This is a genomic window from Spirosoma arcticum (assembly GCF_054779955.1).
The window spans coordinates 100,928-126,085 of record NZ_BAAGXG010000005.1 but is presented as its reverse complement, the minus strand read 5'-3'; the positions used below and the strand labels follow the sequence as shown (position 1 = coordinate 126,085).

Annotated in this window: 23 protein-coding genes; 10 read left to right on the top strand and 13 right to left on the bottom strand. The window is 54.1% G+C overall.

Annotation, left to right across the window (positions count from 1 at the left end; all coding sequences use genetic code 11):
* Positions 1-65: 65 nt before the first annotated feature.
* Together ACYVHB_RS12735 and ACYVHB_RS12730 are read left to right on the top strand one after the other, a co-directional pair.
* Entirely contained in the window at positions 66-1,316 is a 1,251-nt protein-coding gene (locus ACYVHB_RS12735) for a serine hydrolase domain-containing protein (RefSeq protein WP_461052119.1), read from the top strand.
* 34 nt (positions 1,317-1,350) lie between these two features.
* A complete protein-coding gene (locus tag ACYVHB_RS12730; protein WP_461052118.1) occupies positions 1,351-2,277 on the top strand; it encodes an alpha/beta hydrolase in 927 nt (308 codons plus the stop codon).
* A gap of 19 nt (positions 2,278-2,296) precedes the next feature.
* Here ACYVHB_RS12730 and ACYVHB_RS12725 read toward each other — a convergent pair whose 3' ends face one another.
* Both ACYVHB_RS12725 and purN read right to left on the bottom strand, forming a co-directional pair.
* Positions 2,297-3,445, bottom strand: a complete 1,149-nt coding sequence (locus tag ACYVHB_RS12725; protein WP_461052117.1) for an acyltransferase family protein — start codon at positions 3,443-3,445, stop codon at positions 2,297-2,299.
* Between the two features lie 30 nt (positions 3,446-3,475).
* Positions 3,476-4,075 carry a phosphoribosylglycinamide formyltransferase gene (purN, locus tag ACYVHB_RS12720; RefSeq protein ID WP_461052116.1) on the bottom strand — a complete coding sequence of 200 codons (600 nt, stop codon included), beginning with the start codon at positions 4,073-4,075 and terminating at the stop codon, positions 3,476-3,478.
* 122 nt (positions 4,076-4,197) lie between these two features.
* Here purN and ACYVHB_RS12715 point away from each other — a divergent pair, with 122 nt between their 5' ends.
* Genes ACYVHB_RS12715 through ACYVHB_RS12705 form a run of 3 tightly spaced genes read left to right on the top strand, consistent with a single transcriptional unit; the run spans position 4,198 to position 6,525 of the window.
* Complete coding sequence (locus tag ACYVHB_RS12715) at positions 4,198-4,824, top strand: ABC transporter ATP-binding protein (RefSeq protein ID WP_461052115.1); 627 nt, start codon at positions 4,198-4,200, stop codon at positions 4,822-4,824.
* Between the two features lie 26 nt (positions 4,825-4,850).
* Positions 4,851-5,558 carry a peptidylprolyl isomerase gene (locus ACYVHB_RS12710; RefSeq protein ID WP_461052114.1) on the top strand — a complete coding sequence of 236 codons (708 nt, stop codon included), beginning with the start codon at positions 4,851-4,853 and terminating at the stop codon, positions 5,556-5,558.
* 58 nt (positions 5,559-5,616) lie between these two features.
* Positions 5,617-6,525, top strand: a complete 909-nt coding sequence (locus ACYVHB_RS12705; protein ID WP_461052113.1) for an SDR family oxidoreductase — start codon at positions 5,617-5,619, stop codon at positions 6,523-6,525.
* 33 nt (positions 6,526-6,558) lie between these two features.
* Here ACYVHB_RS12705 and ACYVHB_RS12700 read toward each other — a convergent pair whose 3' ends face one another.
* The 3 genes from ACYVHB_RS12700 to ACYVHB_RS12690 all read right to left on the bottom strand — a co-directional run bounded on the left by ACYVHB_RS12700 (position 6,559) and on the right by ACYVHB_RS12690 (position 9,207).
* Positions 6,559-7,362, bottom strand: a complete 804-nt coding sequence (locus tag ACYVHB_RS12700; protein WP_461052112.1) for a polyprenol monophosphomannose synthase — start codon at positions 7,360-7,362, stop codon at positions 6,559-6,561.
* 73 nt (positions 7,363-7,435) lie between these two features.
* The gene (hemG, locus tag ACYVHB_RS12695; protein WP_461052111.1) at positions 7,436-8,815 is read right to left on the bottom strand and encodes a protoporphyrinogen oxidase; all 1,380 of its coding nucleotides are present in this window, start codon (positions 8,813-8,815) and stop codon (positions 7,436-7,438) included.
* Complete coding sequence (locus ACYVHB_RS12690) at positions 8,812-9,207, bottom strand: DUF4296 domain-containing protein (RefSeq protein WP_461052110.1); 396 nt, start codon at positions 9,205-9,207, stop codon at positions 8,812-8,814. Before ACYVHB_RS12690 ends, hemG begins: the two co-directional genes overlap by 4 nt.
* An 84-nt stretch (positions 9,208-9,291) precedes the next feature.
* On the opposite strand from ACYVHB_RS12690, the gene ACYVHB_RS12685 reads away from it, so the two are divergent.
* The 4 genes from ACYVHB_RS12685 to ACYVHB_RS12670 all read left to right on the top strand — a co-directional run bounded on the left by ACYVHB_RS12685 (position 9,292) and on the right by ACYVHB_RS12670 (position 13,014).
* A complete protein-coding gene (locus ACYVHB_RS12685; protein WP_461052109.1) occupies positions 9,292-10,152 on the top strand; it encodes a DUF58 domain-containing protein in 861 nt (286 codons plus the stop codon).
* A gap of 2 nt (positions 10,153-10,154) precedes the next feature.
* Positions 10,155-11,231, top strand: a complete 1,077-nt coding sequence (locus tag ACYVHB_RS12680; protein ID WP_461052108.1) for a hypothetical protein — start codon at positions 10,155-10,157, stop codon at positions 11,229-11,231.
* 4 nt (positions 11,232-11,235) lie between these two features.
* Positions 11,236-12,315 (top strand): VWA domain-containing protein, encoded by a 1,080-nt coding sequence (locus tag ACYVHB_RS12675; protein WP_461052107.1) that lies wholly within the window; start codon positions 11,236-11,238, stop codon positions 12,313-12,315.
* A 93-nt stretch (positions 12,316-12,408) separates the two neighbouring features.
* Entirely contained in the window at positions 12,409-13,014 is a 606-nt protein-coding gene (locus ACYVHB_RS12670) for a ribonuclease HII (protein ID WP_461052106.1), read from the top strand.
* A 6-nt stretch (positions 13,015-13,020) separates the two neighbouring features.
* Here ACYVHB_RS12670 and ACYVHB_RS12665 read toward each other — a convergent pair whose 3' ends face one another.
* Complete coding sequence (locus ACYVHB_RS12665) at positions 13,021-13,542, bottom strand: nuclear transport factor 2 family protein (protein WP_461052105.1); 522 nt, start codon at positions 13,540-13,542, stop codon at positions 13,021-13,023.
* Between the two features lie 122 nt (positions 13,543-13,664).
* Between ACYVHB_RS12665 and ACYVHB_RS12660 the strand changes: the two genes are divergently transcribed.
* Positions 13,665-14,699 (top strand): AraC family transcriptional regulator, encoded by a 1,035-nt coding sequence (locus ACYVHB_RS12660; protein ID WP_461052104.1) that lies wholly within the window; start codon positions 13,665-13,667, stop codon positions 14,697-14,699.
* Between the two features lie 45 nt (positions 14,700-14,744).
* Here ACYVHB_RS12660 and ACYVHB_RS12655 read toward each other — a convergent pair whose 3' ends face one another.
* The 7 genes from ACYVHB_RS12655 to ACYVHB_RS12625 form a co-directional block, all read right to left on the bottom strand.
* Complete coding sequence (locus tag ACYVHB_RS12655) at positions 14,745-16,895, bottom strand: 3-hydroxyacyl-CoA dehydrogenase NAD-binding domain-containing protein (protein ID WP_461052103.1); 2,151 nt, start codon at positions 16,893-16,895, stop codon at positions 14,745-14,747.
* An 89-nt stretch (positions 16,896-16,984) separates the two neighbouring features.
* The gene (locus ACYVHB_RS12650; protein ID WP_461052102.1) at positions 16,985-18,193 is read right to left on the bottom strand and encodes an acetyl-CoA C-acetyltransferase; all 1,209 of its coding nucleotides are present in this window, start codon (positions 18,191-18,193) and stop codon (positions 16,985-16,987) included.
* A gap of 221 nt (positions 18,194-18,414) precedes the next feature.
* Positions 18,415-19,647, bottom strand: coding sequence for a DUF1501 domain-containing protein (locus ACYVHB_RS12645; protein WP_461052101.1), 1,233 nt, complete (start codon positions 19,645-19,647; stop codon positions 18,415-18,417).
* A 63-nt stretch (positions 19,648-19,710) separates the two neighbouring features.
* Positions 19,711-21,153, bottom strand: a complete 1,443-nt coding sequence (locus tag ACYVHB_RS12640; protein ID WP_461052100.1) for a DUF1800 domain-containing protein — start codon at positions 21,151-21,153, stop codon at positions 19,711-19,713.
* Between the two features lie 172 nt (positions 21,154-21,325).
* A complete protein-coding gene (locus tag ACYVHB_RS12635) occupies positions 21,326-22,327 on the bottom strand; it encodes a Hint domain-containing protein (RefSeq protein ID WP_461052099.1) in 1,002 nt (333 codons plus the stop codon).
* Between the two features lie 71 nt (positions 22,328-22,398).
* On the bottom strand, positions 22,399-23,970 hold the full coding sequence (locus ACYVHB_RS12630; protein ID WP_461052098.1) for a flavin monoamine oxidase family protein: 1,572 nt from the start codon (positions 23,968-23,970) through the stop codon (positions 22,399-22,401).
* Positions 23,967-25,136: a pyridoxal phosphate-dependent aminotransferase gene (locus ACYVHB_RS12625; RefSeq protein ID WP_461052097.1), complete on the bottom strand. Its 1,170-nt coding sequence runs from the start codon at positions 25,134-25,136 to the stop codon at positions 23,967-23,969. Before ACYVHB_RS12625 ends, ACYVHB_RS12630 begins: the two co-directional genes overlap by 4 nt.
* Positions 25,137-25,158: the final 22 nt, after the last annotated feature.

Genomic DNA, 25,158 nt, shown 5'->3' with positions numbered 1-25,158 from the left:
GCTGGCAACAATGTTTAGTTTTGCGCAGTCAGGTACGTTAAAATGAGGTCAGTTAGCGCATAGAAATGGTGAAAATGACTAAATTTTGGTCTTGGTTGAGTGTAGTTGTACTGGTTGTCGGCGGCCTTTCGTGCGGACAGAGTGCGCAGCAAAAGCTGAATCAGTCAACGCGGGCGTTACGCACCTGCGCCGATGGGGAAGAACTTACCGCCGGTGAGGAGGCTGCTCTCCAAAAGCGGATCAATGCCGCCGAAAAAACCCGGCAGATTGAGGAGATTTTCCGGCAGAAAGTGCGGCAGGGATTCAATGGCAATATCCTGGTGGCTCAAAAGGGCTTGGTACTTTACAAGAACAGCAACGGCCTGGGGCACTTCGAGCGACATGAGCGGGATACGCTGGTCGAAGACTCAAAATTTCAATTAGCTTCGCTGTCGAAGACGTTCACGGCGGTAGGGACGCTTAAATTGATTGAAGCGGGTAAAATCAGTTTCGAGGATAGCATTCAGAAATTTTACCCGAACTTCCCCTACCATGGCATTACCATCCGCGAGTTGTTGAGCCACCGCAGCGGCCTTCCCAATTACGCCTATGCTTTCGACGACAGCATGAAGGTGAATTTCTATAAAAAGGAGAAGCCCTACCCGTCCAATGCAACCATCATGCACTGGTTTGCCACGGTGAAACCCACGCCCCAGCGGTATAACGTGCCGGGCCGGGGGTTCAGTTACAGCAATACAAACTACATGGTGCTGGCGTCGATCATTGAAAAGGCAACGGGACAGAGTTACGAAGCGTTTGTCCGGAAAACCATCTTTGAGCCGCTCGGTATGCACCATACGTTCGTGGCTACCTCCAAAAACGATTCACTGAACTACCACCGCACGGCGGGTTACCAGTGGAATCGCCGTATTCCGAAAGACTATTACGATGATGTGGTAGGCGACAAAGGTATTTACTCGACCACCGGCGATCTGTTTCGGTGGTACCGGGCGCTGAACGGCGATTGCCTGTTGCAAAAGAAATCGCTCGCCGAAGCCTTCATGCCCCGTAGTTTTGAGCGAAAAGGAGCCAAGAACTACGGATACGGGTTCAGAATGATGCTGGACGGGCTGAACAAACCGGAGTACATCTACCATTCGGGCTGGTGGAAAGGCTACAACACTATGTTCTGGTTCAGCCCCAAAGACGAGTACGTGATTATCATGCTGGGCAACCGGTATAACAAGACAGTTTACCGCGTCAAAGAATTGGTCGACGTGCTTAACAGCGGCTCCAAGGACGCTAAACAGCCCGAAGATGATGAGGTCGAGATATGAGTATAGCCAACCTGTCGGTGCGCTTTCTCGTTTTATGCGCATCTTCTCTTTGTTTATCCTGTTTACCACGGTGTTGAGTCAGACGGTTCAATCCCAGGATGTGATCAAACTCTGGCCCGATGGAGCCATTCCCAATGCCATTGCCGGGGTTCAGCTAACCGAAAAATCGGAAGTGGACGGTGGTATTCTGCGCATCAGCAACGTATCGGTGCCAACGATTACGGCCTATGTGCCCCCAACCGGACAGGCCACTGGCGCTGCCGTCATGATCTGCCCCGGAGGTGGCTATACAATTCTGGCATCGGGGCACGAGGGCGAAGACATAGCCCGCTGGTTCAACGGAATGGGCATTACGGCTTTCGTCCTGAAATACCGCCTTCCCGACTCAAAATTCATGACCACCCCCCATGAGGTGCCGCTTATGGATGCCATGCAGGGAATGAAACTGATTCGGCAGAATGCCACCCGCTACGGCATCGACCCGGCTAAAATAGGCGTGATGGGCTTCTCGGCGGGGGGGCATCTGGCATCTACCTTAGCCACGCACTTTAATCAGGGGGCGCAAGCCGGTGATGGTGGGGCACAGGTCCGCCCGAACTTTACAATCCTGCTTTACCCCGTCGTTACTTTCGGCGATAAGGCGCATACCGGCTCCCGTGACAAACTGTTGGGTAAGCTGAACACGTCGCCCGATCTGGTTGCCCTTTACTCCAACGAGTTGCAGGTAACGGCCCAAACGTCTCCCACGTTTTTGGTGCATTCGCAGGATGACAAAGCCGTACCCGTTGAAAATAGCGTTAACTACTATTTAGCCTGCCTGAAAAACGGCGTTCCGGCGGAGATGCACCTGTACCCATCCGGTGGCCATGGCTACGGACTGCGGACGGCTAAATACGAATCACTCAACACCTGGCCCGAAAGCTGCAAAGCGTGGCTGAAAGGATTGGGGGCGGTTAAATAGAATGGGGTGAAACAGGACCTCACACCCGCAGAAACACCTTCTTTTTATACAAAAAATACAGGAATACCCACTTCACGGCCAAAAAACCAATCACGGCACCCACGGCCCGAACGGGTTCGTTGAAGAAGCGCAGCAAGCCCGCGAATAAGTACGTAGCCGCGTGTTCAAAGTCGATCACTTCGCCCGCGAGGTAAATCAGGATGGAGTTCATCCCGATGACGACGAAGAAAAAAGCCCAGCGTCGCCAGTTCTTTATATCGATGATCCAGTAGAACAACGACAGCGCCAGCAGACTCCAGCCGCCCGCCATCAACACGAACGAACTTGTCCACAGGTTTTTGTTCACGGGGAAAACAATATTCCAGAGCCAGGCGAGGGTAATGCAGGCGACTCCCGCCAGCACTAAGCGCTGCAGTTTACGCCCGTCGTTAAGGCCGTTCCGACGGAGTAGGGTTCCGGCAAAAACGCCAAGCAGCCCCGTAGCGATAGCGGGCAGCGTCGACAACAAACCTTCCGGGTCATGAACAACTTTATAAAGCTGACCGGGCATCAGCAGCCGGTCGACGTAGCCCACTAAACTCCCTTCCATAGTTAGGTTTCCCGCCCCAAATTCCGGAACGGGCACGAGCATCAATAGCGCCCAGTAGCCAAGCAGTATTCCCGCAAATACGCCGTACCGTGCCCGTTCGGTACGGACGTAGACGTAAATTAGTTGGGCAAACATACCGGCCAGCCCGATCCGGGCCAGTACACTGGGAAACCGCATCTCGGCGAACGGCTTCATAAACAGCCCGTTGTTATACAAAATGCCCAGCAACACCAGTATCAGACCACGCATGATAATTTTGCGAACCATACTACCCCGGTCGTCGCCCCGGTCGAGCCGACTGCCGAGGGAATACGGTGTCGACACGCCCGCTAAGAACAGGAACAGCGGGAAAATGCAATCATACAGCCGGAAACCGTTCCAATCGACGTGGGTGAACTGATCGGCCATGAAGATGGCCCACCCCCAGCCGGTGGTTCTGGCCAGAACGTGGAAAATCTCTTCTCCGCCAATGATCCAGAACATATCGAATCCCCGCAGCGCATCGAGGGAAAGCAGCCGCCGAACGGGCGCGGGTTGGGCAAGAGCGGGTTCCGGAGCGGAAACAGAAGACGGATGCATGAGCGGTTAATTTTAAATATAAAGCTTGCCTTACAGCCTCGTCAGCAGGTCGGCCACAACACGCGGGTAATGTGCATGCTCCAGCGCCTGTACCCGGCGGGCCACATCGTCGGGCGTGTCGGTGGGTAAAACGGGACAGCTTGCCTGAAAGATGATCTGTCCCTCGTCGTACTGTTCGTTCACGAAATGGATGGTGATACCTGATTCGGTTTCGCCAGCGGCAACAACGGCCTCGTGAACAAAGTGACCATACATGCCTTTTCCGCCAAATTTGGGCAGCAGGGCCGGATGAATATTGACAATCCGGCCAGGAAACGCACGGACCAGGTCAGGGGGCATGAGCCACATAAACCCCGCCAGCACAATCAGGTCGATGCGTTGCTGCTGCAAAAACTGCCCGATTCGGTTTGTGTCGTAAAACGTTGTCCGATCAAAGAGCAGGATGGGAACGTGCAACTCAATGTCGGGTTCACGCCGGAGCCGGGCAGTTCGGAACCGGTCGATAACCCCTGCTTTGGGATTGTTGGTCAGGATAAACGACACCTCAACATCGGCATTACCGACGAAGTAGGCCGCGATTTTTTCGGCATTGGAGCCAGAACCGGAGGCAAACAGGACAATTCGTTTCAAAATAGTCGTTAGTCGATAGCCAATAGTCGTCAGTGGTAGGGGTGTCTATTGACCATCGACTGACGACTATCGACTCAAACATACGACTTTTGTCTATTTTTGCGGGTAGTTAATCGAACGAGATGCTGGTAACAAACCAACTCACCTTTGAATACGGGCCAACAAAGCCGTTCACCTTTCCCGACCTGCGCTGCGCTGACCGCGAAGCGCTGCTGATTCTGGGTCAGTCGGGTACGGGTAAAACTACGCTGTTGCATCTGCTGGCGTTGCTGCTCCGGCCCAAAAGCGGTTCGGTAACCATTGGTCAGACCGATCTGACTACCCTCAGCCCGGCTCAAACAGCCGCTTTTCGGGCTAAACACGTTGGCATTATTTACCAAAAACCACACTTTGTCAGTTCGCTGTCGGTCGTTGATAATTTGCTGCTGGCAAATTATTTAGCCAACAAGCCGCAGCAACGGCAACGGGCTGCTGAACTGGCTGGGCAGTTGGGTTTCGGTGATCAGTTGACCAAAAAAACGCATCAGCTTAGTCAGGGCGAACAGCAGCGCGTTAGCATTGCCCGCGCCGTAATGAATCAGCCCGATGTTATTCTGGCCGACGAGCCAACGTCAAACCTCGACGATGAAAACACGGACCGGGTGGTAACGCTGCTGCGTCAGCAATCGGAACGGATTGGCGCCAGCCTGATTGTCGTTACGCACGATCAGCGATTGAAAGACGTATTTCAGAATCGCGTAAATCTGTAATTAGTTGTCACGCTGACAAACGCTGAATGAAAAATCTGTTCTTACTATTTCTGTTGTTGCCGGTTATTTCCTTAGCCCAAAACAGGAAACGAAAAGATTATCTTGTTACTATCAGCACTCAGTATGGGCCGATGCGGCTCCTGTTGTACGATCAGACGCCGAAACACAAAGAAAACTTTATCCGGTTAGTGAATCAAAAGTTCTACGATAGCTTGCTGTTTCACCGTGTTGTTCAGAGTTTTATGATCCAGGGCGGAGACCCCAACTCGCGTAAAGCGTCGGCCGGTGGACCCTTAGGTAATGGCGACGTTGGTTATAAAGTACCGGCGGAGATCGTGCCAGCGCTATTCCATAAAAAAGGAGCGTTGGCAGCGGCCCGCGATAACAATCCCGAAAAAGCGTCGAGTGGTTGCCAGTTCTACGTTGTGCAGGGACGCGTTTGGCCGGACGATGAACTACAGAAGCAAATTGATCGGGGAAAGACCCGTGCGCCGGGCCGTGTTTTTACCGATGAGCAGAAACAAACGTACAAAACCCTCGGCGGTAGCCCGCACTTAGACGGAAGCTACACCGTTTTTGGCGAAGTCGTCGATGGTCTGGCTATTGTGGACAGCATCGCTAAACAGCCCCGCGACCCACAGGACCGCCCTAAACAGGATGTCCGCATGACAATGACCGGCGAATGGCTTCGGAAAAAGAAAATTACGAAACAGTATAAATTTCGGTATCTGTAAAGACCGCACCGGCGGACCGGCAACATCTTGCGTCTTAGCCTGCGTCAGCCAAAATCATATGAAGAAAATCTTAATTACCGGGGCTAATGGGTTGCTGGGTCAAAAGTTAGTTGGATTGCTGACTCAGCAGTCCGGTGTTCACCTCATCGCGACAGCGCGGGGCAACAACCGCCTGCCCCATACCGATGGATACACATACCGCCCTATGGACATCACGAACCGGCAGCAGGTGCAGGATGTGATTGGCGAAACGCGCCCGGACGTAATTATCCACACCGCAGCCATGACCGATGTAGATAAGTGCGAAGTTCAGAAGGACGATTGCTGGGCGCAGAACGTGCAGGCCGTGGAGTCGCTGGTCGACGCGTGTCGGTCGGTGGGGGCGTTCCTGTTGCACGTGTCGACCGACTTTATTTTCGACGGCACAGCCGGACCGTACGATGAAACGGCTGAGGGAAATCCCATCAGTTTCTACGGCTGGAGCAAGTACGCAGCGGAGAAAGTGGTTATGTACTCAGGCATCGAGTGGGCCATTGCCCGGACGGTGCTCGTTTATGGCATTGCCCACGATATGAGCCGCAGCAACATCATTTTGTGGGTGAAAAAATCGCTCGAAGACGGGAAGACTATCAAAGTCGTGACCGACCAATGGCGCAGCCCAACGCTGGCCGAAGATCTGGCTATGGGTTGCCACCTGATTGCTGACCAGAAGGCTGGGGGTATTTTCAATATTTCAGGTAAAGAAGTGTTGACCCCTTACGACATGGCGATTAAAACGGCCGATTATTTTGGCTTGAACAAGTCGCTGATTTTGCAAGCCGACGCGTCGACGTTTACGCAGGTGGCCCGCCGTCCCCCACGCACGGGGTTCGTGCTCGATAAAGCCCGGACGGTTCTGGGCTACGACCCCCACACGTTCGACGAGGGTATTGCTGTACTGGCCAGCCAACTGAGGCAACCCGCGTGACACTGCACCTGACCGTGAAATCCGGTAGCATTACTACACCATGTTTACCGGCTCTTCGGTTTTCAGCGCGGGTTCTTTGCGCGGAATGTAATGCCGGAAGAAACTACTGATTTTCATCTGCAACACGCCGAACACCGCTTCCTTAAATATCTTCGATGACATTTTGGATACGCCCCGCGTACGGTCGGTGAAAATAATTGGCACTTCGGTGATGCGGTAGCCGTATTTCCAGCAGGTAAACTTCATTTCGATCTGGAAGGCATACCCCACGAATTTGATTGGATTGTGCAGGATAACTTCGAGCACATCGGCCCGGTAGCAGACGAATCCTGCGGTGGGGTCCATGATGGACATGCCAGTGACGAAGCGGACGTAAACACCGGCGAAATACGACATCAATACCCGGCCCATTGGCCAGTTTACCACATTCACACCCTTAATATAACGCGATCCTACGGCTACGTCAGCTTGGTTGGATATGCAGGCGTTGTATAACTTAATGAGGTCTTCCGGATTGTGGGAAAAGTCGGCGTCCATCTCGAACAGGTACTGGTAGCCTCGCGAAAGTGCCCATTTAAAGCCGTCGATGTAGGCCGTTCCCAACCCTAATTTACCCCGCCGTTCCAGCAGATGAAGGCGTCGGGACTGATCCCCGGAAGAACCACTACTGGGAAATTCATCCTGTAAATCGCGAACACGCCGGGCCGTTCCGTCGGGTGAGCCGTCGTCTACAATGAGCACGTCGAACGGCTCGGGTAAACTGAACACCTTACGGATGATGGCTTCGATGTTCTCGATTTCATTGTATGTCGGAATAACGACCAAACGCTCTTTCACGGCTTGTCGGATTAGTTAGTAGAGGGGCTATAAAAAGAACACAAAAAGATAGTCTTCTTGTGCAGAAAGTGCATTAAAATTTCTTAATTAGTTGGTTCGACGACAGTTTTACGGCCAGATCACGGGCTTTGCCAAGGCAGTCTGATAACGACAGGCCTCCGTACCAGTTGGCACAAACGAACAGATTATCGGCTTCAACAGCCTGCACGGATCGCTTAACCGCCACAATCTGTTCATTGTACTGCGGAATAGCCCGTTCCCACCGGTAAATACGGCGGAATGTCGGCTCCATCGCGCTAATGCCAAAAGCGCTGGCCAATTCCTGATGTACCTTACGGAACACAACATGGTCGGGCAGGCGGGCATTGTTGGCCGACCCGGCCCCACCAACGAACGTTGTAAACAGCACTTCATCGGCGGGGCAGCGGCCATCGAAAATTGAACTGCTCCAGATATGACCGGCCGCAAAACGCCCTTCCTTCTCAGGATTCAACCCACCAAAGCCGTTGAGCGGATGCCGGACGTCGGCCCGCTTGTAGGCCGAATGTACGGCTGTCATAGGAGGGTACTCGACCCGGCGGAGTGCTTCGGCAAGATCGGAATAATGATCGTTCAGATTAGTGTGACTCAGTAATCGGGCGGCCGCATCGGTTCCGACGGCCAGTACGAGCCGGTCGACGGTTTGGGTGCCCGTTGCGCTATCGACTTGCCAGCCATCGCCAACCTGCCCAATGCGTTCGACCGGATCGTTCAGCGATAACTGCGTTAACTGAACCGCAATTGCGTTGGGCAGCGTTTGCATGCCCTCCCGAAAGCTGAACGACTGCCGCCGTCCGGTCGTCGACTGGTTCTTGATTAGTCCCCGCAGCACAGAGCCGTAGTCGCGTTCGTAGGTTAACAAAATGGGAAACGTTTCGGAAACCAATAGCCGTTCGGGATTACCGGCGTAGATGCCCGCTACGAACGGCGTCAAGGCGTAATCAACGATTTCGTCGGAAAACCGACGCCGAAAAAACTGCGCCAAAGTCTCTCCTTCGGGCGAAGTGGTTTTGTTGGTGCGCTCGCAGAGGATGGCCCATTTGGTTTTCCAACTGAAGAAGGACGGTTCGCCGATGCGACCAAATAACAGCGACAGTGGGCCGGACGGTAGTTGGCGATATTGACCATCCCGAAAGATATAGCGGGCTTTGCTGACCGGCTTGCTGAACGCCAGTTCGGGAGTCAGCCCAAGTTCATCGAGCCAGCGCAACAGGTCGGCGTCGCCCAGGAGTGAGTTTGGCCCCAACTCGCGCAGGTAGGTCTGGTTGCCATCGGGACTTGTGTCGTGCCGGGACCGGATATACCCACCCGGCTCGGCCGATGCTTCCCAGAGATAGTAGTCGATGCCGCGCCGTTGAAGTTCATAAGCCAGCGTTAGTCCCGAAATACCGGCGCCAATGATGCCAATTTTCATGAGCGAACGGGTTTTTTAGTATGGAGTTGCTTTTGCTGTTGCTCGGTTTTCTTCCTTAAATTTTCGGTGATCTGCTTATAAATCGTTTCCATCTGGCGCGGGTGCGACGAATAGTAAACATAACTTTTGTTGTAGGCACTGGTGTCGACCTGAAATTTCCGGAAAATCTGCTTTTCCAGCCGTTTGTAAGCGACGTTAGACGAATCGGCGGACCCTAATCCGAGTCGGCTCACGCGGCTCTCGGCCAAATGAATCTCGGTCAGTATCGTGGCCATCCGCGCTTCGGGCATCAGGTTGTCGGGCTGTTGATCTTCCGGCGCGGTGCAGCCTGCAAATAGCCACAAACTAACCAGCAGGGCGGGCAGGCAATGGAGGAATGGGGTTCGGTGCATACGGTTAAAATGGTAGCTTTGTAAGCTAATTCCATTAGTCAACGTTCGAGGTTGCTTCTTAAAAAAGTATAACGCCCGTTTGGTATGGACGAGTTCTTAGCCCGCCTTCGCAATTTCGACATTCGCATCCGAAAAGCCGTCAACTCACAGATGCGCGGTAGCTTTCGGTCAATATTTAAGGGAACGGGTCTTGAATTCAGTGACTTACGAACCTACCAGTACGGCGACGACGTTCGGGCTATTGACTGGAACGTGTCCTCCAAGGGGCATGGCACTTTCGTGAAGGTGTTCCGGGAAGAGAAAGATCAAACCGTTTTTTTTGTGGTCGACGTCAGCGCATCGCAGCGGGTTGGACCGCGCCACCGCGACAAGTTAGACGCCACCAAAGAGATTTGCGGAGTTCTGGCAATGTCGGCCATCCGCGAAGCCAGCCACGTTGGCCTGTACTGTTTCTCTGACCAGAAAGAGCGGTACATAAAACCGGCAAATGGGCTTAAAACGGGCTATCAACTCATTCTAAGTTTGTTTAAACTACAGCCTCAGTCGGGCCGAACGAACATTGCCGATGCGCTGCTGTTTACGCTCAACTGCCTCAAACGCCGGAGCGTGGTTATCCTGTTGTCGGATTTTATCGACCAGCGGTACGAACATAATTTGAAAGCACTGGCTAAAAAGCACGATCTGGTCGTTGTTCACCTCTATGACCAGCGCGAGGTCAACCTGCCCCGTTTGGGAATCATTCCGGTTCATGATACCGAAAGCGGGCAGACGGTTTGGGTCAACACATCGTCGACCGCGTTTCGGAACGGGCTGCGCGACACGTTTCGGCAAAATCAGGTTCGGTTGGAGCAGCTTTGTCGGCAGTTCAATGCCAACTACCTCGCCCTTGATTCACAGGAGGATTTTGTGCCTAAACTAATAGACTTGTTCCGGGTAAGGCGATGAACATGAAACGACCCGCCGGGGGACTTCTGCTGGTATTGAGCCTGTCATCGCTCCGGGCGCAGCCGCCCGCACAGCCCATGCTGGTGGGCCGTTTTCTGACGGATAGCATTGACATTGGCCGCCCGTTCCAGTATGCGTTAACGTACCGGCATCCGCCTGCGACCGACTTGCTTTTCCCCGACACGGCGAGTCAGTTCGCCCCTTATCGGGTAGAAAAAGTGGCCTTGTTTACGACCCGCACAACCGGCATTGGCTTCGATGCGGTTAGTGTTGATAGTGCCGTTTACACGCTGCTGTCGTTCGAGACTGATTCAGTTCAGTTACTGCGGGTGCCCATTCGGTTAATTAACGCGGCAGACTGCACGGCTCTGTTCACCCAAACCGACACGGTATTTTTACGGGCGCAGGTAGCGCCTGCGCCCGCTGGCTTAACAAATAATGCGTCGCTCACGCTGGCTACCGAAACCACCTTGGCACCCTTGCAGCAGCAGTTCAATTATCCCGTGCTTGGGCTATTCGTGGCTGGCTTAGCGTTGGTAGCGGGCCTTTTATACGGGTTGTTCGGCCGCATTATCCAGCGTCAGTGGCGCTTGTATCAACTCAATCGACGGCATCGCCAATTTCTGCGCGAGTTCAACCGGTTCAGCCGGAGCATCAACGCCGATAGTGCCGCTGATACGGCTAATCAGGCCGTTATTAGCTGGAAAACGTATTTGGAGACGATTGAGCAGCGGCCTTACTCGTCGCTGACAACCTCCGAAATTGCCGAACGGGTGGACGACAAACGCGTAACGACTGCCCTTCGCGAAGCGGACCGAATGATTTATGGCGGGGCTTTCTCGGCTCAATCGGCCGCATCACTGCGGGTGCTCAGCGACGTAGCCACGCAGCGGTATCGCCACCGGCGGGCAAACCTGGAGACTGGTTTGCCGTGGTTAGGCCGCTCTGCGGTCGTCGGGCCGCTCCACCGTGGGCGGTCGTCTGGAAGTGATACAGAAGCAAATCCGGGGCAATCGAGTGATAAGCCCACGGAGCGCGACGCCCAGCCTGAACCGGCTAAACCGTTCCCATTTTCGTAACGCTATGGCTCCTTGGTATTCGCTACAGTGGTTCAGACCGGCGCAGTGGGCGCAGTTCGAAACGGCAAACCCGCTGGCGCTGGCGTTGATTCCCGTTGTTTTGCTGTTGTTTGTTGTGCGGTACTACCTGCACCGTCGTGCTCAGCAGCGGCTGAACATATCGCTGGGGTCGATGCGTCCCATGATGGATGAAAACACCCGCATGGCACCGTTTCGCAACCTACTCAATGGGTTGCGGTATGTGTTGCCGATTAGTGTTTTTGCCGGTATCAGCCTGGTATTGGTGGCGCTGGCCCGGCCCCAAATCATCCGCGAACAGCGCGAGGAGCAATCTAACGGCATCGACATCATGCTGGCTATGGACGTTTCGGAGTCGATGACCGAGTCGGACATGCCACCCACGCGCTTGGTTGCCGCCCGGCGACTGGCGCAGACGTTTGTCAGCGGTCGTAAAAACGACCGCATTGGTTTGGTCATCTTTGCGGGAGAAGCCTTCTCACTCTGCCCGCTCACCACCGATTACGCCTTAGTGAACCAGTACCTCGGCGACCTCAACGATCAAATGATTCGTACGTCCGGCACGGCCATTGGCGATGCCCTGGCCCGGTGTATCAACCGGATGCGCGATGCACCTAGTTCACCCGCCGATACGACAGAGCAGGCTACCGAATCAGTTGATCGGGAGCGTAGCAAAATCATCATTCTACTAAGCGATGGCGACAACACGGCGGGTAATTTAGACCCGGTCACGGCCGCCCGCTTAGCCAACGCGTTCAACATCCGGCTTTATACTATTGCCGTAGGCCGGGTTGCCCGCTCCGAAACGATGGCGTCGACGCTGGACGAAGGCGTTTTGAAAACGATTGCAACCATTGGGAACGGCAGCTTTTTTCGGGCTACGGACACGCGTCGGCTGCGGGCCGTGTTCGCTCAGATCAACCGCTTGGAGAAAGCGCCCGTCCGGATTCGGGTGTATGAGGATGTGCAGGACTATTACCGGATCTATCTATACTGGGGCATTGCGTTCCTGCTGTTTGCTCTAATGCTGAAGAACACAATTTTTGGAAACGTGCTGGAAGATTAATATAGCACCGAAGCTCCGGCTTCGGCTGTTAACTAAACGTGCTCTCACGACCGAAGCCGGAGCGGGGCCGCCCGTCCGATTCGGCACTACGCAATGCTGAAATCACACTACAATGCCAATGTCATTGAAGCGGGCTTAGACGAGGTCGGGCGGGGCTGTCTGGCCGGTCCGGTGGTGGCGGCAGCGGTTATCCTACCCCGCAATTATACCCATCCCATCCTGAACGATTCCAAACAACTGAGTGCGAAACAGCGTGAACGGGTCAAAATTGACATCGAACGCGACGCGCTGGCCTGGGCTATCACCGAAGTGTCGCCCGAGGATATTGACCGGATTAATATTTTGCAGGCGAGTTTTCTGGCTATGCACTGGGCGGTGGATGCACTGGCAATACTGCCTGACGTGGCCCGGCCTAACGCACTCCAACCTGAGCATTTGCTGGTCGACGGAAACCGGTTCGTGCCCTACCCCCTGATTCCGCACACTTGCATTACCAAAGGCGACGCGCAGTATTTGTCCATTGCGGCTGCGTCGGTGCTGGCCAAAGTGTATCGCGACGCACTGATGGAGCGGTTGGGGCGCGAGTTTCCGGCTTATGGCTGGGCACAGAACGTGGGCTACCCCACGCCCGCCCATCGGGTCGCTATCCGGCAGTTTGGCCCCACCAAGTACCACCGGATGAGTTTCAGGCTGGTATGATACGGCTCACTTCAACCAGAAGTTGTCTTCTTGCGCTACATCGGCGGAGAAGACCATGGCGTTGACGATCTGACCGTCCTTTACCGTATACACGTCAATATTGTCGACGTTCAGGACACCACCATTCGGCTGAACCGCTTGCCAATGCACTAAGCAGGCTACTTGGTTGCCGTTGACGGATAGCGTTTTCACGGCGCTAAGCGTCAACGTTTTAGCAGCTACTTCCTGCATGCCCCCCGCCATTTGAAACACTTCCTCCCTTGAGCGTTTTTGCCCGGCAAATCTGTTGTTGCCTGGCTGGCTCCACGTTACATTCGGATGTAGCAGCGCTGTCATTTTTTCGCCATCGTGCTGTTGTACCGCCGTTAAAAAATCACTGACCACCTGCTTTGCCTGTTCCATGTTCCCTGCGTTTTTTGATTGATTAATTGATGCCTGACGGTTCGATTCTGCAAATCGCCCATCGATTTGTTGAGCGTTAGCCAAGGTGCTCAGCGCCACGCTTAAACTGATTACGATTGTTTTCATGCCGTTTTTTTTTGACAAAGGTATTGGGGCCATCCTGGGTGAGATTTACCCGTAGCCGCCAACTGATTACCACTTTACGACAGGCTGGAAGATGCCTTTCTTAATTTCAGTAGTTTTACTTCATGCAGAATTATCAAAGACTACTGGCTTTAAGCTTGCTGGGCTATGCGGTGCAGAAAAACCTTTCTGCCGAGTGGTTATGTCAGTTGGCAGGCGTTAATTTTGACGGCTTAAAGGACGGAGCGCAGCCAACGTTGACCACTAAGCAAGCGACTGATTTATGGCTCAACGCCACGCAGGTAAGCGGGGACGTTCACTTCGGACTTCACTTTGGTGAGTCACTGCAATTGACCGCACTGGGTGTTGTGGGCGGAGTGATTCAAAGCAGCCAAACCATTGGCGAAGCACTAACACAGGCGGCTGCTTTTACACACCTGATTACCGACGTCATTGATGTAGACGTGAAGCGGATGGGTCAAACGTTTACCATTCAACTCATTCCAAACCAAAGCCGACAGCAAGAATCTCCACTGGTGTTTCGACAGATGGTGGACTTTTTCATGGCGTTCATAATTCATGAGGTTGACGGCCTGGTGCTGGCAAAGATTCAGCCCAACGCGGTTAGGCTACCCTATGTGAATGCTGACTGGCCTGAGTATGAGCGGGTACTTCGTTGCCGCTCAATCCAACAATTCGACTACTATAGGCTGACGTTCGATGGCCGCTATTGGGATGAGCCGATTCTGACGGCTAACTATGAGTTGCAGGGGGTATTGCTGCAGAAAGTGAGTGCCCGGAAGCAGGATTTTGGAACTGGGCAGAACGTGGGCGACCGTATTGGCAGCTACCTGCTGGCCAACGCTAATCTCGGCATTCCGTCGTTAGAAGCCATTGCCGCTAACTTCAATACCAGCCCGCGTAGTCTGCAACGTAAACTTCAGGAAGAAGGGCTAACCTACCAGCAGGTGGCCGACTCGATTCGGAAGTCGTTAGCTATCGATTTTCTTGAATCAGGCCGGCACCCAATCAAAGAGGTTTCGTACATTCTGGGCTACAATGAATTAAGTGCATTTAGCCGGGCGTTTAAACGCTGGACGGGCACCACGCCGGGCAGCTATCAAATTAATAAGCAGGTTCATTTAACCAGAAAAGCCTGACGTTGCGCAACGTCAGGCTTTCAATCCGGCTTTTCCGGCAAACGGTTAATTCACCAACTCTTTCTGCCCAGCTCGTTCGCGTAGTTTCTCCGTCGGGCGGAAGCGCTCACCGTATTGATCGGCTAAGCGGTCGAGGGTGCTTACAAACTGAGCAATACCCACAAAATCTACGAACGAGAGCGCTCCGCCCGTGTAGGCCGGAAAGCCCCACGCCAGAATGGAGCCGAGGTCGGCGTCTAATTTTGTCCGCACAACGCTTTCGTCAAAACAACGCACTGCTTCGATAGCTTGTCGATAGAGCAAACGCGTTTTAACTTCGTCGAGCGACGGTTGCTGCTCCGAAACGGGGAACAACTCAGCTAACCCCGGCCACAAATACTTGGGTTCGCCTTCGGGATAGTTATAGAAACCCGCTTTCGCTTTTTTGCCCACGCGACCCAGTTCGTTAAATTTCTTCACCATCTGATACGTTGGCTCGCTTTCGTTCATGACGCCTGCTTTAATTGACTCCGACATTACTTTCAGACTCAGATCCAAAGCGACCTCGTCGTGAACGGCAAGCGGTCCAACCGGCATCCCAGCCATTTTACCCGCATTTTCAATCAAAATTGGGTCAACGCCATCTTTTAGTAATTCCATGCCTTCCGACGTGTACGTACTGAAGCAGCGCGACGTATAAAAGCCGCGCGAATCGTTGACGACAATGGGCGTTTTACGAATCTTGCGGACATAATCCATTGCTACGGCCAGCGCGTAATCGGAGGTTTGTTTGCCCACAATGATCTCCACGAGCATCATCTTGTCGACTGGCGAGAAGAAGTGAATGCCAATGAAGTTGGCCGGTTTTACCGACGCTTCCGCTAATCCACTAATGGGGAGCGTCGACGTGTTGGAGCCGAATATGCCAGTCTCCGTCAGCATCGGTTCAGCTTCTTTGGTCACCTGCGCTTTCAACTCCTGCTTCTCAAATACGGCCTCAATAATCAGGTCGCAGCCCTGCATGTCGGCGTAGTCGGCGGTGGGTTTGATTAGGTTCAGAATCCCGTCTACTTTCAGCGGATCGACCTTGCCCCGGTCGACGCCTTTTTTCAGCAGATTCCGCGAGTAGTCTTTGCCTTTTTTGGCCGCTTCGACCGATACGTCTTTCAGCACTACCTGAATACCCGCCTGCACCGATACGTAGGCAATGCCTGCGCCCATCATGCCCGCGCCCAGAATCCCCAGTTTTTTAACGTCGGTTTTAGGCTGGTCTTTCGGACGGCTGGCTCCTTTATTGGCTTCGTTCATGCCCAGAAACATCGTCCCGATCAGGTTCTTAGCCACTTTTGAGGTCGCGACTTTCACGAAATGCCGCGCTTCGATCACCAATGCCCGGTCGATGTTGACCTGCAAGCCTTCGTAGACCGCGCCCATAATTTCGAGCGGGGCGGGGTAGTTGCCTTTAGTCTTGTCCATCAGCATGGCCGTTCCCGCCCCAAATGTTTGCGCACCCACGACGCTCTGAATGGCACCACCCGGTATCTTGAAGTTGTCTTTACCAACAATTTTCCCGGTCTTACGGTCTACTTCGTCCCACGGTTTCACCGGTTTCAGGTTGGCCGCAATCCAGTCACGGGCCTGCTGCATCATGTCAGCCGGGCTGTCGGCAATAGCGTCGATGAGGCCCATGGTCTTTGCTTCCTGGACGCCAAGTTTCTTGCCTTCAACCAGCAGTGGCAGGGCGGCCTGAATGCCAATCATGCGCGGTAACCGTTGCGTACCGCCCCCACCAGGAAGCAATCCAATCGTCACTTCAACCAGACCAATCTGCGTCTTCGGGTTATTCAGTGCCACGCGATAGTGACAGGCTAAGCAAATTTCATAACCCCCACCGAGGGCTGTGCCGTTGATGGCCGCTACGGTTGGTTTACCGCTCGTTTCGATGCTGCGAAGTACGCGGTTCAACTCCGACGTGACTTTTAGCATCTCAGCCGGGTCTTTGTCATTGGCACGCAGAATCATTTTCAGGTCAGCCCCGGCCACGAATTCAGGCTTTTCGGACGAAATGATGATACCGTTTACGCCTTCATCGGTGAAGGCGTGTTGCAAAGCCGCTTCGAACTGTGGGATGGATTCGTCGTTGAGGACGTTCATCGGGGCCGAGGTCATGGCCCACGAAATGACGGCCACGTTGTTATCGACTGTGTAATTTATCATGCTTCAGATATATGATGTAGGATATATGGTATATGAAATGGAATGAACGCTGACTATGTTGCTTTACATCCTATCTCATATATCATACATCAATTAACCCGTTCAAAAATGGTAGCGATGCCCATGCCGCCCCCGATACAGAGCGACGCCAGACCGAATTGCTTGCCGGTGCGTTCGAGTTCGTCAATCAGCGTGGCCGAAATAATGGCTCCCGTGGCACCCAGCGGATGGCCCAGTGCAATAGACCCGCCATTGACGTTTAGCTGACCGTGATCGACGCCAAACTCGTCCATAAACAGCATCGGTACGGCCGCAAAGGCTTCATTTATCTCGAACAGATCAATATCCCCGATGCTCATGCCCGCCCGTTTCAGCACTTTGTGGGTGGCCGGGATAGGCCCCGTCAGCATAATCGTCGGCTCCGAACCTACAATGGCAAACGCTTTGATGCGGGCGCGGGGTTTCAGCCCCGACATTTCGCCGAACGCTTTGCTCCCAACCAACACCGCAGCCGCGCCATCGACAATCTGCGACGAGTTGCCCGCGTGGTGCACGTGGTTGATTTTGTCGAAACCAGCATATTTGAGCAACGCCAGCGCATCTAAGCCCATTTGTCCCATTGCTTCAAAGGCAGGTTTCAGCTTGCCCAAACTTTCAGCCGTCGTGCCGGGTCGAACGCCTTCGTCGCGGTCTAAAACTGTTATACCGATCTCATCTTTGTGGGGTACGAGTGATTTCACGAACCGGTTAGCCGCCTGTGCCTCTACGGCCCGGCGGTACGACTCAGCCGCGAACGAATCCACGTCCGAACGCGTGTAGCCGTACTTGGTAGCAATTAGATCGGCGGAGATACCCTGCGGCACAATGTTATGACGAGCCACGATCTGCGGGTTCATAAACAACGCGCCCCCGTCGGACCCCATTGGCACTCGCGACATACTCTCTACGCCACCGGCTACAATCGCATCGACCTGACCCGACATCACGTAGGCTCCGGCCATGTTGATGGCTTCCAGGCCGGACGAACAAAAGCGGTTCAACTGTACCCCCGCTACCGATTCGTCGTAGCCTGCTTCGAGCGCGGCCGTGCGGGCAATGTCAGCGCCCTGCTCGCCAACGGGCGTTACGCAGCCCATAATTACGTCGTCGACAAGGGACGTGTCGAGTTGGTTGCGGTCGCGGAGTTCGCGTAGAACGTTAGTCAGGAGTTGAATGGGTTGCACGTCGTGCAGGGAACCGTCGCTTTTACCCCGGCCACGGGGCGTTCTGACAGCGTCGTAAATGAAGGCTTCGGCCATAGCGTTTGTCAAAAATTAGTATGCTTGCATACGGTTTTTTCAGTTCGACAAAAGTACAGGCAAAACTTGAATCGGTCAACGGTTTTGTTTTTATCCGATATGTTCTTAGTCAAAAACAAGAAAACCGGCCAACAGAGCGTCGGCCGGTTTTTGCATAAGTGTATTGGTATTTTGCGCACTGACGAGAAACACATCTAACCTAAACACGCAAATACAATTTATCAGACAAAGCCCAACGGCTCAAATTTGCGTCCCAGAATGGCTACGTCATCGGTTTTGAGCCAGTTGCGCAGGAGTGTTGCGTAGATGCTTCGGAAGTCGACGGTGTATTTCAAATCGCCCTCCTCTAAGTTGGTCAGGTTAGGCGCTTCGTTGAATACTCGGTTTGGCATACCGATTGGCAGACCACCCCCAATTAGAAACACATTGTTAGCCGTACCGTGATCGGTGCCGTTGCTGGCGTTTTGCTTCACCCGTCGGCCAAATTCCGAAAACGTCATGAGCAGCACGTCGTTTTGGCGGTTGCTGGCCTTCATATCACCCATGAATGCTTTGACCGCGTCGCCGTACTGTCGCAACAGGCGTTCCTGCTGGCCGGGCTGGTTGATGTGCGTGTCGAAACCCGAAATGGAGACGTAGTAAACGCTGGTGCTCACCCCCGACTGGATCAACTCGGAAACGGTTTTGAGCCGGTTGCCTAATTCAGTGGTGGGATACGTGCCCTTCGTTGTACGGACTGCCCCCGCACTGGACTGCTTCGATTTGTCGTACACATAGTCGGCCGACGAAACCGTTTCAGCCAGTGTTTTGTACAGATAGCCGACGTTATCATGCGGGTCAGATGCGTGAATCTTAGCTAAGTTGCTAATAAGCCCGCTCCGCGTTTGATTGTACAGTTTCCGGGCGTCGAGCATGGCTAAGCCGTTTACTTCGGTGCCTTTCAAGGCTAAGCTAAGCGTGTCATCGACTTCAATTGCCTTGTGGGGTTGACACGTTGCCGCGCCGGTGCAGTTGGCGTCTAAATACCGGCCGAGCCACCCCGTTTGCAGGTACTGATTGGCGTCGCTGGCAGTTTGCCAAATGTCCATCGAGCGGAAGTGCGACCGGTCGGGATTTGGGTAGCCCACGTTGTTGATAATTGTCACTAAGCCGTCGTCGTACAGCGATTTAAGCGATTCGAGCGCCGGGTTGAAGCCAATCTCATCGTTGATAGTCAGTGTCTTCTCGCGGGAAATAGCCAGCGTGGGTCGTTCGCGGTAGTAGATGTCGTTGCGGAACGGCACTACGGTATTTAGCCCGTCGTTGCCACCTGAGAGTTGCACAATCACCAACGTTTTGCCGGAAACGGGTGCGGCTCCCAGCCGATTCAGCTCGAATGCTTTCAGAAAGTGCGGGATCAGCATGGTCCCGGCAGTAGTCAGGGCCGACTGTTTTAAAAAGTCTCTGCGTTTCATAGTGAAAGGGTGAAATAGCGAAAGAGTGGCCGGGGTGATTGCAACACTCTTTCGCTCGTTAGATTAGCACAGTTGATATTCGGGCAATGCCATGATAGCGGCTGTCAAACTACGAATCTGTTCACTGCGGGAACTGCCGGGCTGAACGCGTTTCAGCACCAGTGCCCGTTGCGTCTGGCCCAGTGGCTGTTGCAATAAGTGCGCGGCCAGTTCGTCGGGGAGTTTGTCGGCGCTCACGTGGGCAAACGTCTGCTCAAAAGCCGCCCAGGAAACAGTGGCGCTCAGGAATCGGTTACCCCGGCGGACCAGCCCTTCGGTGTTCACGTCGCCGTCTTCTTTCGGTCTGATGTTTACCTCACCCGCCTGAAGCAGTGCATTGGGCAACTGCATTCGAAACAGCAGACTCGAACTGTCAATCCAGTTGCGGCCACCAGGCCAGCCTGCCACGTTGGGGGGATAAAACAGCACCTGACCCAGCGTTCGCTGAATGAAAATAATTGGTTGTTTCTGCTCAAACGAGATGCTCAGCGTGTGCTGCATCCCGGCCAGCAGTTCCACCGGCGATTTAATACGGGTGCCCACGTATTTCGGCTCGTAGAACCAGTCAGCAGTTAGGATCGTCTCCAGCAGGTCGGCGATATCGTAGCCATTGGTGTAAAACTGTTCGGCCAGCGTGTCGATCCGGGCGTTGGCAGCGGCATCGTCGGGTTGGTCGTCGACCAGAAAGCGGTAGAGTTTGCTCGTTACGAACCGGGCCGTTTGTTTCTTCTCCAACAATAGCCGGATTACGTCTTCGCCCGCAAAGTTGCCCGTTTGTCCGAAAATGGTCTTCGGACCGCCGTCGTGCTGGTTTGACCGGAACAGAAACTTGTTGTCGGCGCTAAATCCCCAGCCGGTGAAAGCGCGGGCGGCATCTTTAATGTCACGTTCGGTGTAGTTGGTACGGCCCAGCGTGAACAGTTCCATCACCTCGCGGGCGAAGTTTTCGTTGGGGGCGTTTTTCCGATTTTGCTGGTTGTTCAGGAACTGAAGCATGGCCGGTTCTTTAGATACCGCCATGAGCAGATCGCCGAATTTGCCCAGTGCGTGCTGACGAATCGTGTTCAGATATTGCTCAACGGCAACCGGATTGCGAACCCGGCAGGCAAAATGACCGTGCCAGAAGAGGGCCATCTTTTCGCGGAGGGCGTTTTTGCCCGAGGCCATCGCTTCAACCCAGCGTACGTTTAAATCCCGAATGCGCTCGGTATCCTGCTTTATCTTCTGCCGGAGCATAAGCCGGTCCATTGTTCCTTCGCGCACCATAGTCTTCAGCATCTTGCGGTCGGCCAACGGCTCCGTTTCCTCCATTGTGAGGGGCGTATAAGTATCGTTGGCACGAATCAGATCATGCACGACCTTTTTGAGAGGTCGGCGGCTCTCGCGCTGAATCACATCGGGCGTAGCACCAAAACCGGCCCGCCAGAACAGGTGTTGAAAAGATTGCTGCTTGTTACGTACGGTCATAAGCGAGGCTGATTTAAAACAGGAGATCTCAACAGAGACACTAAGTTCGTTAGAGGGCGGAACCGGGTTGTGGTTTAATGAGTCGGTTCAAGTATAAAAACAGGTTGATCTGAAACACAACCGCCCCACTCATCAACGACGAGTGGGGCGGTTCAATGGTAGGTAGCTCGGTTTATTTATCCAGCACAACTGTTTCGGCTATTACATACGCACCGACTTCGGTGGTCAGGGTATAAACTGTCTTCACCGAGCGCACGGACGATTCGGCCCGAACGACCCGGTAGGCCACCGGCTTGCCATTCTCGAATCGGTAAAGCAACTCGCCCGTCTGCATGTTGCCCAGTGATTTGCGGCCAGTTGCGGTCAATACGGGGTGATTGGGCGTGGCTTCGAGCAGAACTGGCTGTGCTGGTTTTGCCTGATTGCCAGCCGTGAGTTCATTGGCGGGAGCCAGCCACACGCCCACAAGGGCAAAGCCATTGGATTGGTGCGTGTCTACGTGCGTGACGCGGGTAGGGGCAAAGGTCTTTATCTGCGTATCATAACCCAGTATGAGGTCGCCTACCGCTACGGCGCTGATTGCTTTCGCGGAGCCGTCGGGCAGCGTTACGGGCGCGTCGGGTGCGAAACAGAAATTGAACTCTTCCTTTTTCTTTGTTCCGCCTTCAGCCGTTTTCCCCGAACCGCCTTCCAGCAGTCCGGCCATTTCGCGCGACAGTACAAACGCCAGCGTCGACATTAGACCTGGCTCTTTTTCACCAACGTACTTTAGGTCATCGATGTACGCATCCCAGGCCGCCCGGTCGGCCGACGCGCCGGGAATCACGAACGGTTTTACTTCGTTCGTTTTGCCATTTTGATAGAGAGCCAGTAGACCAAGGTCTTTGGTGTCGGCGGCTGAGAAAATCTTATAGAGATAGATCTTACGCGTGATTCCGTCCGTGTAGTTGAAGACATAGGCGGGTCGTTCTTCGTAGCGATCCAGGATAAATGCGCCCGATTTCAGGTAAGTATCCTTGTCCAGATTCGCAATTTTAATGGCTTTGATCGCTTTGAGCTGGTCGAGTGTCATGCCAACAGCCGTTGCCGTTTGCGCCCAAACGCGCTGACTGAGGAGTTGAGTAGTTGTGGCGCAGGCCAGAAACAGCAGAAACGAGAGTAGGTTGTTTTTCATGGTTGTATTGGCTAAACCTGCAAGTTTTTAGACCGGGGGCGTAGCCCTTACAGGTTTGGTCTATGGATAAATTACTTTTTTGTGGATTCCCCAACCCGGCCATGAATCGCTTCGACGGTTCGGCGGGCTGAAGTAAAGGCTCCGGCCATCCAGGCGGTCAGGTAGGTCGTGTGTTCCCCCGCAAAGTAGATGTTACCATCGGGTTCCAGCAGGGCGGGGTAGTATTTTTTACGGGTGTTGTCGTCATACGTCGCCCAGCCGCCCCCGCTGTAGGGAATGCGGTGCCAGGCCAGCGAAAACGAATTCTCGAACTCAGCGGGATACTGCGGGTGAATTTTCTCGCCCTGCGTGAGCGCCAGTTTTTCGCGCTCGGCAACGGACAGCGTGCCCACCGCTTCGGCCCGGCCGTAGAAATTGTAGTAGCCGATCAGCACCCCTTTCTTACTCTGAAACCCGAACGACGGATACCAAATCTGGTTAATGTCCATGTTGGTGCGCGAGATGCCCCCGTAAATCCAGTCGTCCTCCTCCCAGAACCGACGTTTGAATTGCAGTCCGATTTTGCCGGTTTTGATGTACGGCACAAAGTCAGCCGCCCGCTTCACCGTGCCCGACAGGTCCGATTCAAGGTTTTTGATCATCGGTAGGGGCAGCGTACATACGCAGAACTCGGCAGTTAACTCGGTGGGTTTACCGTCCTGCTGATACACCACCCGAACGCCGTTCTCGGTCTTACGCAGTTCCGAAACGGGCGCATTGTAAATGATTTTACCAGCCAGTTTCTTCGCCAGCGCCTTTGGGATCGCGTCCATACCGCCAACGGGCTGCAACAGCGTCGTTTGTTGCTCGTAGATGTAGTCGCCGACGTTGTAGAACACGGGCTGCGTGAACCCCGATCGCAGCAGGTCCGTCAGACCAAAGGGATCGGCCATGCTGCCAGGCGTTGCTCCTGCGCCCGGTTCGGCCTTGGTTTTGTAGCCGCGCCGGTTGGTTCCTTTGTACAGGTGAGCCGTGTTGAGATCGCCTTCGTTCTTTAGAAAGTCAACGAGCTTTTCGATGTCTTCTTTGGCCAACTGCTGATCCAGCGCGTTCTGGTCGAGGGCCTTCGTGAGCAGTTCGGCCGTGTAGCCGCGCATGTCATTGTGATACTCTTTGATGCGCAACCGCCGATTCGCCAATTCACCAGCCCCCCCGTCATTGTACAGGTAAGCCGCTTCGTTGTTGCCGTTGAAGATCTGGAGCGGCACGTCCAGTTCGCGGCAGTATTGCAGCGTCAACTGATGGTGGTGCGGAATCCGGGCTGCCCCACCATTGAAATAGTTGCCTTCCTCAAAACCGCACGTTTGCGGAGTGCCGTCCAGTTCGGTTTCTTTCGTGCCACCCCGGATTGTCCAGACGCGGCCTCCGGCGCGGGAACGGGCTTCCAAAATAGTGCAGTCGTAGCCGAGTTTACCCAGTTCGTAGGCGGTGGCCATCCCGGCCAGTCCAGCTCCCAGAATCACTACTTTGCGAGCCGGACCGTCGCCCTGCCGTCCGTTGGCGGGCAGGTTCAGCGCCGACGCCGGAGCGGCCTGCAACTGCCCCCACGCCAGCAAACTGGCATAACTGGCACTGGTTGCATTTATAAAATCCCGTCGCGTCATCCCACTACCTTCTTGAATCCATCCATGAATATGGCCATCTCGTCCATTGTACCGATGCTAACCCGGCAGTAGGGTTGCCCGTTGAAGTCGCGGGTCTGGATACCAATGCCGCTGGCAAACATCTGATCGCTGAAAGGCTTGGTTTTCATTCGGATCGGGAACAGCATGAAATTAGCACCCGATGGAATCACCTCGTAGCCCATATCGGTCAGGGCTTTGGCCGTGTAGGAGCGGGCTTTGGCGTTTTCGGCGCGGCAATGGTTCTGCCAGTCTTTGTCCTGGTAGCTGGCGATTCCGGCCATGAGGGTGGTAATGCTCACGGCAAATTCACCATTCGTGTACTGCTTTAATGTTTTCAGCATTTCTGGCGAAGCAACGGCATAGCCCAGCCGCAAACCGGCAAAACCGTGGATTTTTGAGAACGTCCGCGCCAAAATCACGTTCAGTCCTTCGGCAACGAGTTTGCCAAGTTTAGGCCGGTCGGCGGGTTCGTAGAAGTCAATGTACGCTTCGTCCAAGAACACCGGAACCTTGGGCGACACCTCCCGGCAAAACGCTTCCAACTCAGCCGCCGGAATAACGGTGCCGGTTGGGTTGTTGGGATTCACGATGTAGACCATCTTCACGTCGGGGGTAAGTTTGGCTTTGATCGCATCTAAGTCGAATTTGTAGTCCTTCGTCATGGGCAGCGCCACGATGTTAGCCCCCTGTTTCTTGGCCCGCTCCAGCAGATCGTCGTAGGTCATGGCGCTGGTGAGGATGGTGCCCCCGCCTTTGGCAAAATGAGTCGCAGCCGCCATCAGAATATCCGACGAGCCGGGCGAGATCATGATGTTGGCGAGTTTAATGCCTTCATCGGCCGCGATCATTTCCTTTAGCTTACCAAATTCCATCCAGGCGTAGCGGTTTCCGCTGTCAGCGGCCTTAATAAGGGCTTCTTTCGCGCTGGGTGCAATGCCGAGTGGATTCTCGTTAGCCAATAACCGCGCCCGCAGTTTGGGCATGGTATCGGGCGGTGTTATCAATGGACTAAATTCATTGATGAAAACCGACTGCCCGTAGTTGACAGCCGGAGCCGCTTTGGCAAAACGAAAGCCTGCGCTAAGACCGGCTGTTAGTAAGCCGCTGGCGCGAATCCAGTCCCGGCGTGAGAGATTTGATGACATGATGACGTATCGTTAGGACTTA

What these genes read in the sequence shown, in the direction of transcription:
- ACYVHB_RS12735 (WP_461052119.1), top strand. Translation starts at nt 66, where the DNA reads ATGGTGAAAATGACTAAATTTTGGTCTTGGTTGAGTGTAGTTGTACTG.
- ACYVHB_RS12730 (WP_461052118.1), top strand. Translation starts at nt 1,351, where the DNA reads ATGCGCATCTTCTCTTTGTTTATCCTGTTTACCACGGTGTTGAGTCAG.
- ACYVHB_RS12725 (WP_461052117.1), bottom strand. Translation starts at nt 3,445, where the DNA reads ATGCATCCGTCTTCTGTTTCCGCTCCGGAACCCGCTCTTGCCCAACCC.
- ACYVHB_RS12715 (WP_461052115.1), top strand. Translation starts at nt 4,198, where the DNA reads ATGCTGGTAACAAACCAACTCACCTTTGAATACGGGCCAACAAAGCCG.
- ACYVHB_RS12710 (WP_461052114.1), top strand. Translation starts at nt 4,851, where the DNA reads ATGAAAAATCTGTTCTTACTATTTCTGTTGTTGCCGGTTATTTCCTTA.
- ACYVHB_RS12705 (WP_461052113.1), top strand. Translation starts at nt 5,617, where the DNA reads ATGAAGAAAATCTTAATTACCGGGGCTAATGGGTTGCTGGGTCAAAAG.
- hemG (WP_461052111.1), bottom strand. Translation starts at nt 8,815, where the DNA reads ATGAAAATTGGCATCATTGGCGCCGGTATTTCGGGACTAACGCTGGCT.
- ACYVHB_RS12690 (WP_461052110.1), bottom strand. Translation starts at nt 9,207, where the DNA reads ATGCACCGAACCCCATTCCTCCATTGCCTGCCCGCCCTGCTGGTTAGT.
- ACYVHB_RS12685 (WP_461052109.1), top strand. Translation starts at nt 9,292, where the DNA reads ATGGACGAGTTCTTAGCCCGCCTTCGCAATTTCGACATTCGCATCCGA.
- ACYVHB_RS12680 (WP_461052108.1), top strand. Translation starts at nt 10,155, where the DNA reads ATGAAACGACCCGCCGGGGGACTTCTGCTGGTATTGAGCCTGTCATCG.
- ACYVHB_RS12675 (WP_461052107.1), top strand. Translation starts at nt 11,236, where the DNA reads ATGGCTCCTTGGTATTCGCTACAGTGGTTCAGACCGGCGCAGTGGGCG.
- ACYVHB_RS12670 (WP_461052106.1), top strand. Translation starts at nt 12,409, where the DNA reads ATGCTGAAATCACACTACAATGCCAATGTCATTGAAGCGGGCTTAGAC.
- ACYVHB_RS12665 (WP_461052105.1), bottom strand. Translation starts at nt 13,542, where the DNA reads ATGAAAACAATCGTAATCAGTTTAAGCGTGGCGCTGAGCACCTTGGCT.
- ACYVHB_RS12660 (WP_461052104.1), top strand. Translation starts at nt 13,665, where the DNA reads ATGCAGAATTATCAAAGACTACTGGCTTTAAGCTTGCTGGGCTATGCG.
- ACYVHB_RS12655 (WP_461052103.1), bottom strand. Translation starts at nt 16,895, where the DNA reads ATGATAAATTACACAGTCGATAACAACGTGGCCGTCATTTCGTGGGCC.
- ACYVHB_RS12650 (WP_461052102.1), bottom strand. Translation starts at nt 18,193, where the DNA reads ATGGCCGAAGCCTTCATTTACGACGCTGTCAGAACGCCCCGTGGCCGG.
- ACYVHB_RS12645 (WP_461052101.1), bottom strand. Translation starts at nt 19,647, where the DNA reads ATGAAACGCAGAGACTTTTTAAAACAGTCGGCCCTGACTACTGCCGGG.
- ACYVHB_RS12640 (WP_461052100.1), bottom strand. Translation starts at nt 21,153, where the DNA reads ATGACCGTACGTAACAAGCAGCAATCTTTTCAACACCTGTTCTGGCGG.
- ACYVHB_RS12635 (WP_461052099.1), bottom strand. Translation starts at nt 22,327, where the DNA reads ATGAAAAACAACCTACTCTCGTTTCTGCTGTTTCTGGCCTGCGCCACA.
- ACYVHB_RS12630 (WP_461052098.1), bottom strand. Translation starts at nt 23,970, where the DNA reads ATGACGCGACGGGATTTTATAAATGCAACCAGTGCCAGTTATGCCAGT.
- ACYVHB_RS12625 (WP_461052097.1), bottom strand. Translation starts at nt 25,136, where the DNA reads ATGTCATCAAATCTCTCACGCCGGGACTGGATTCGCGCCAGCGGCTTA.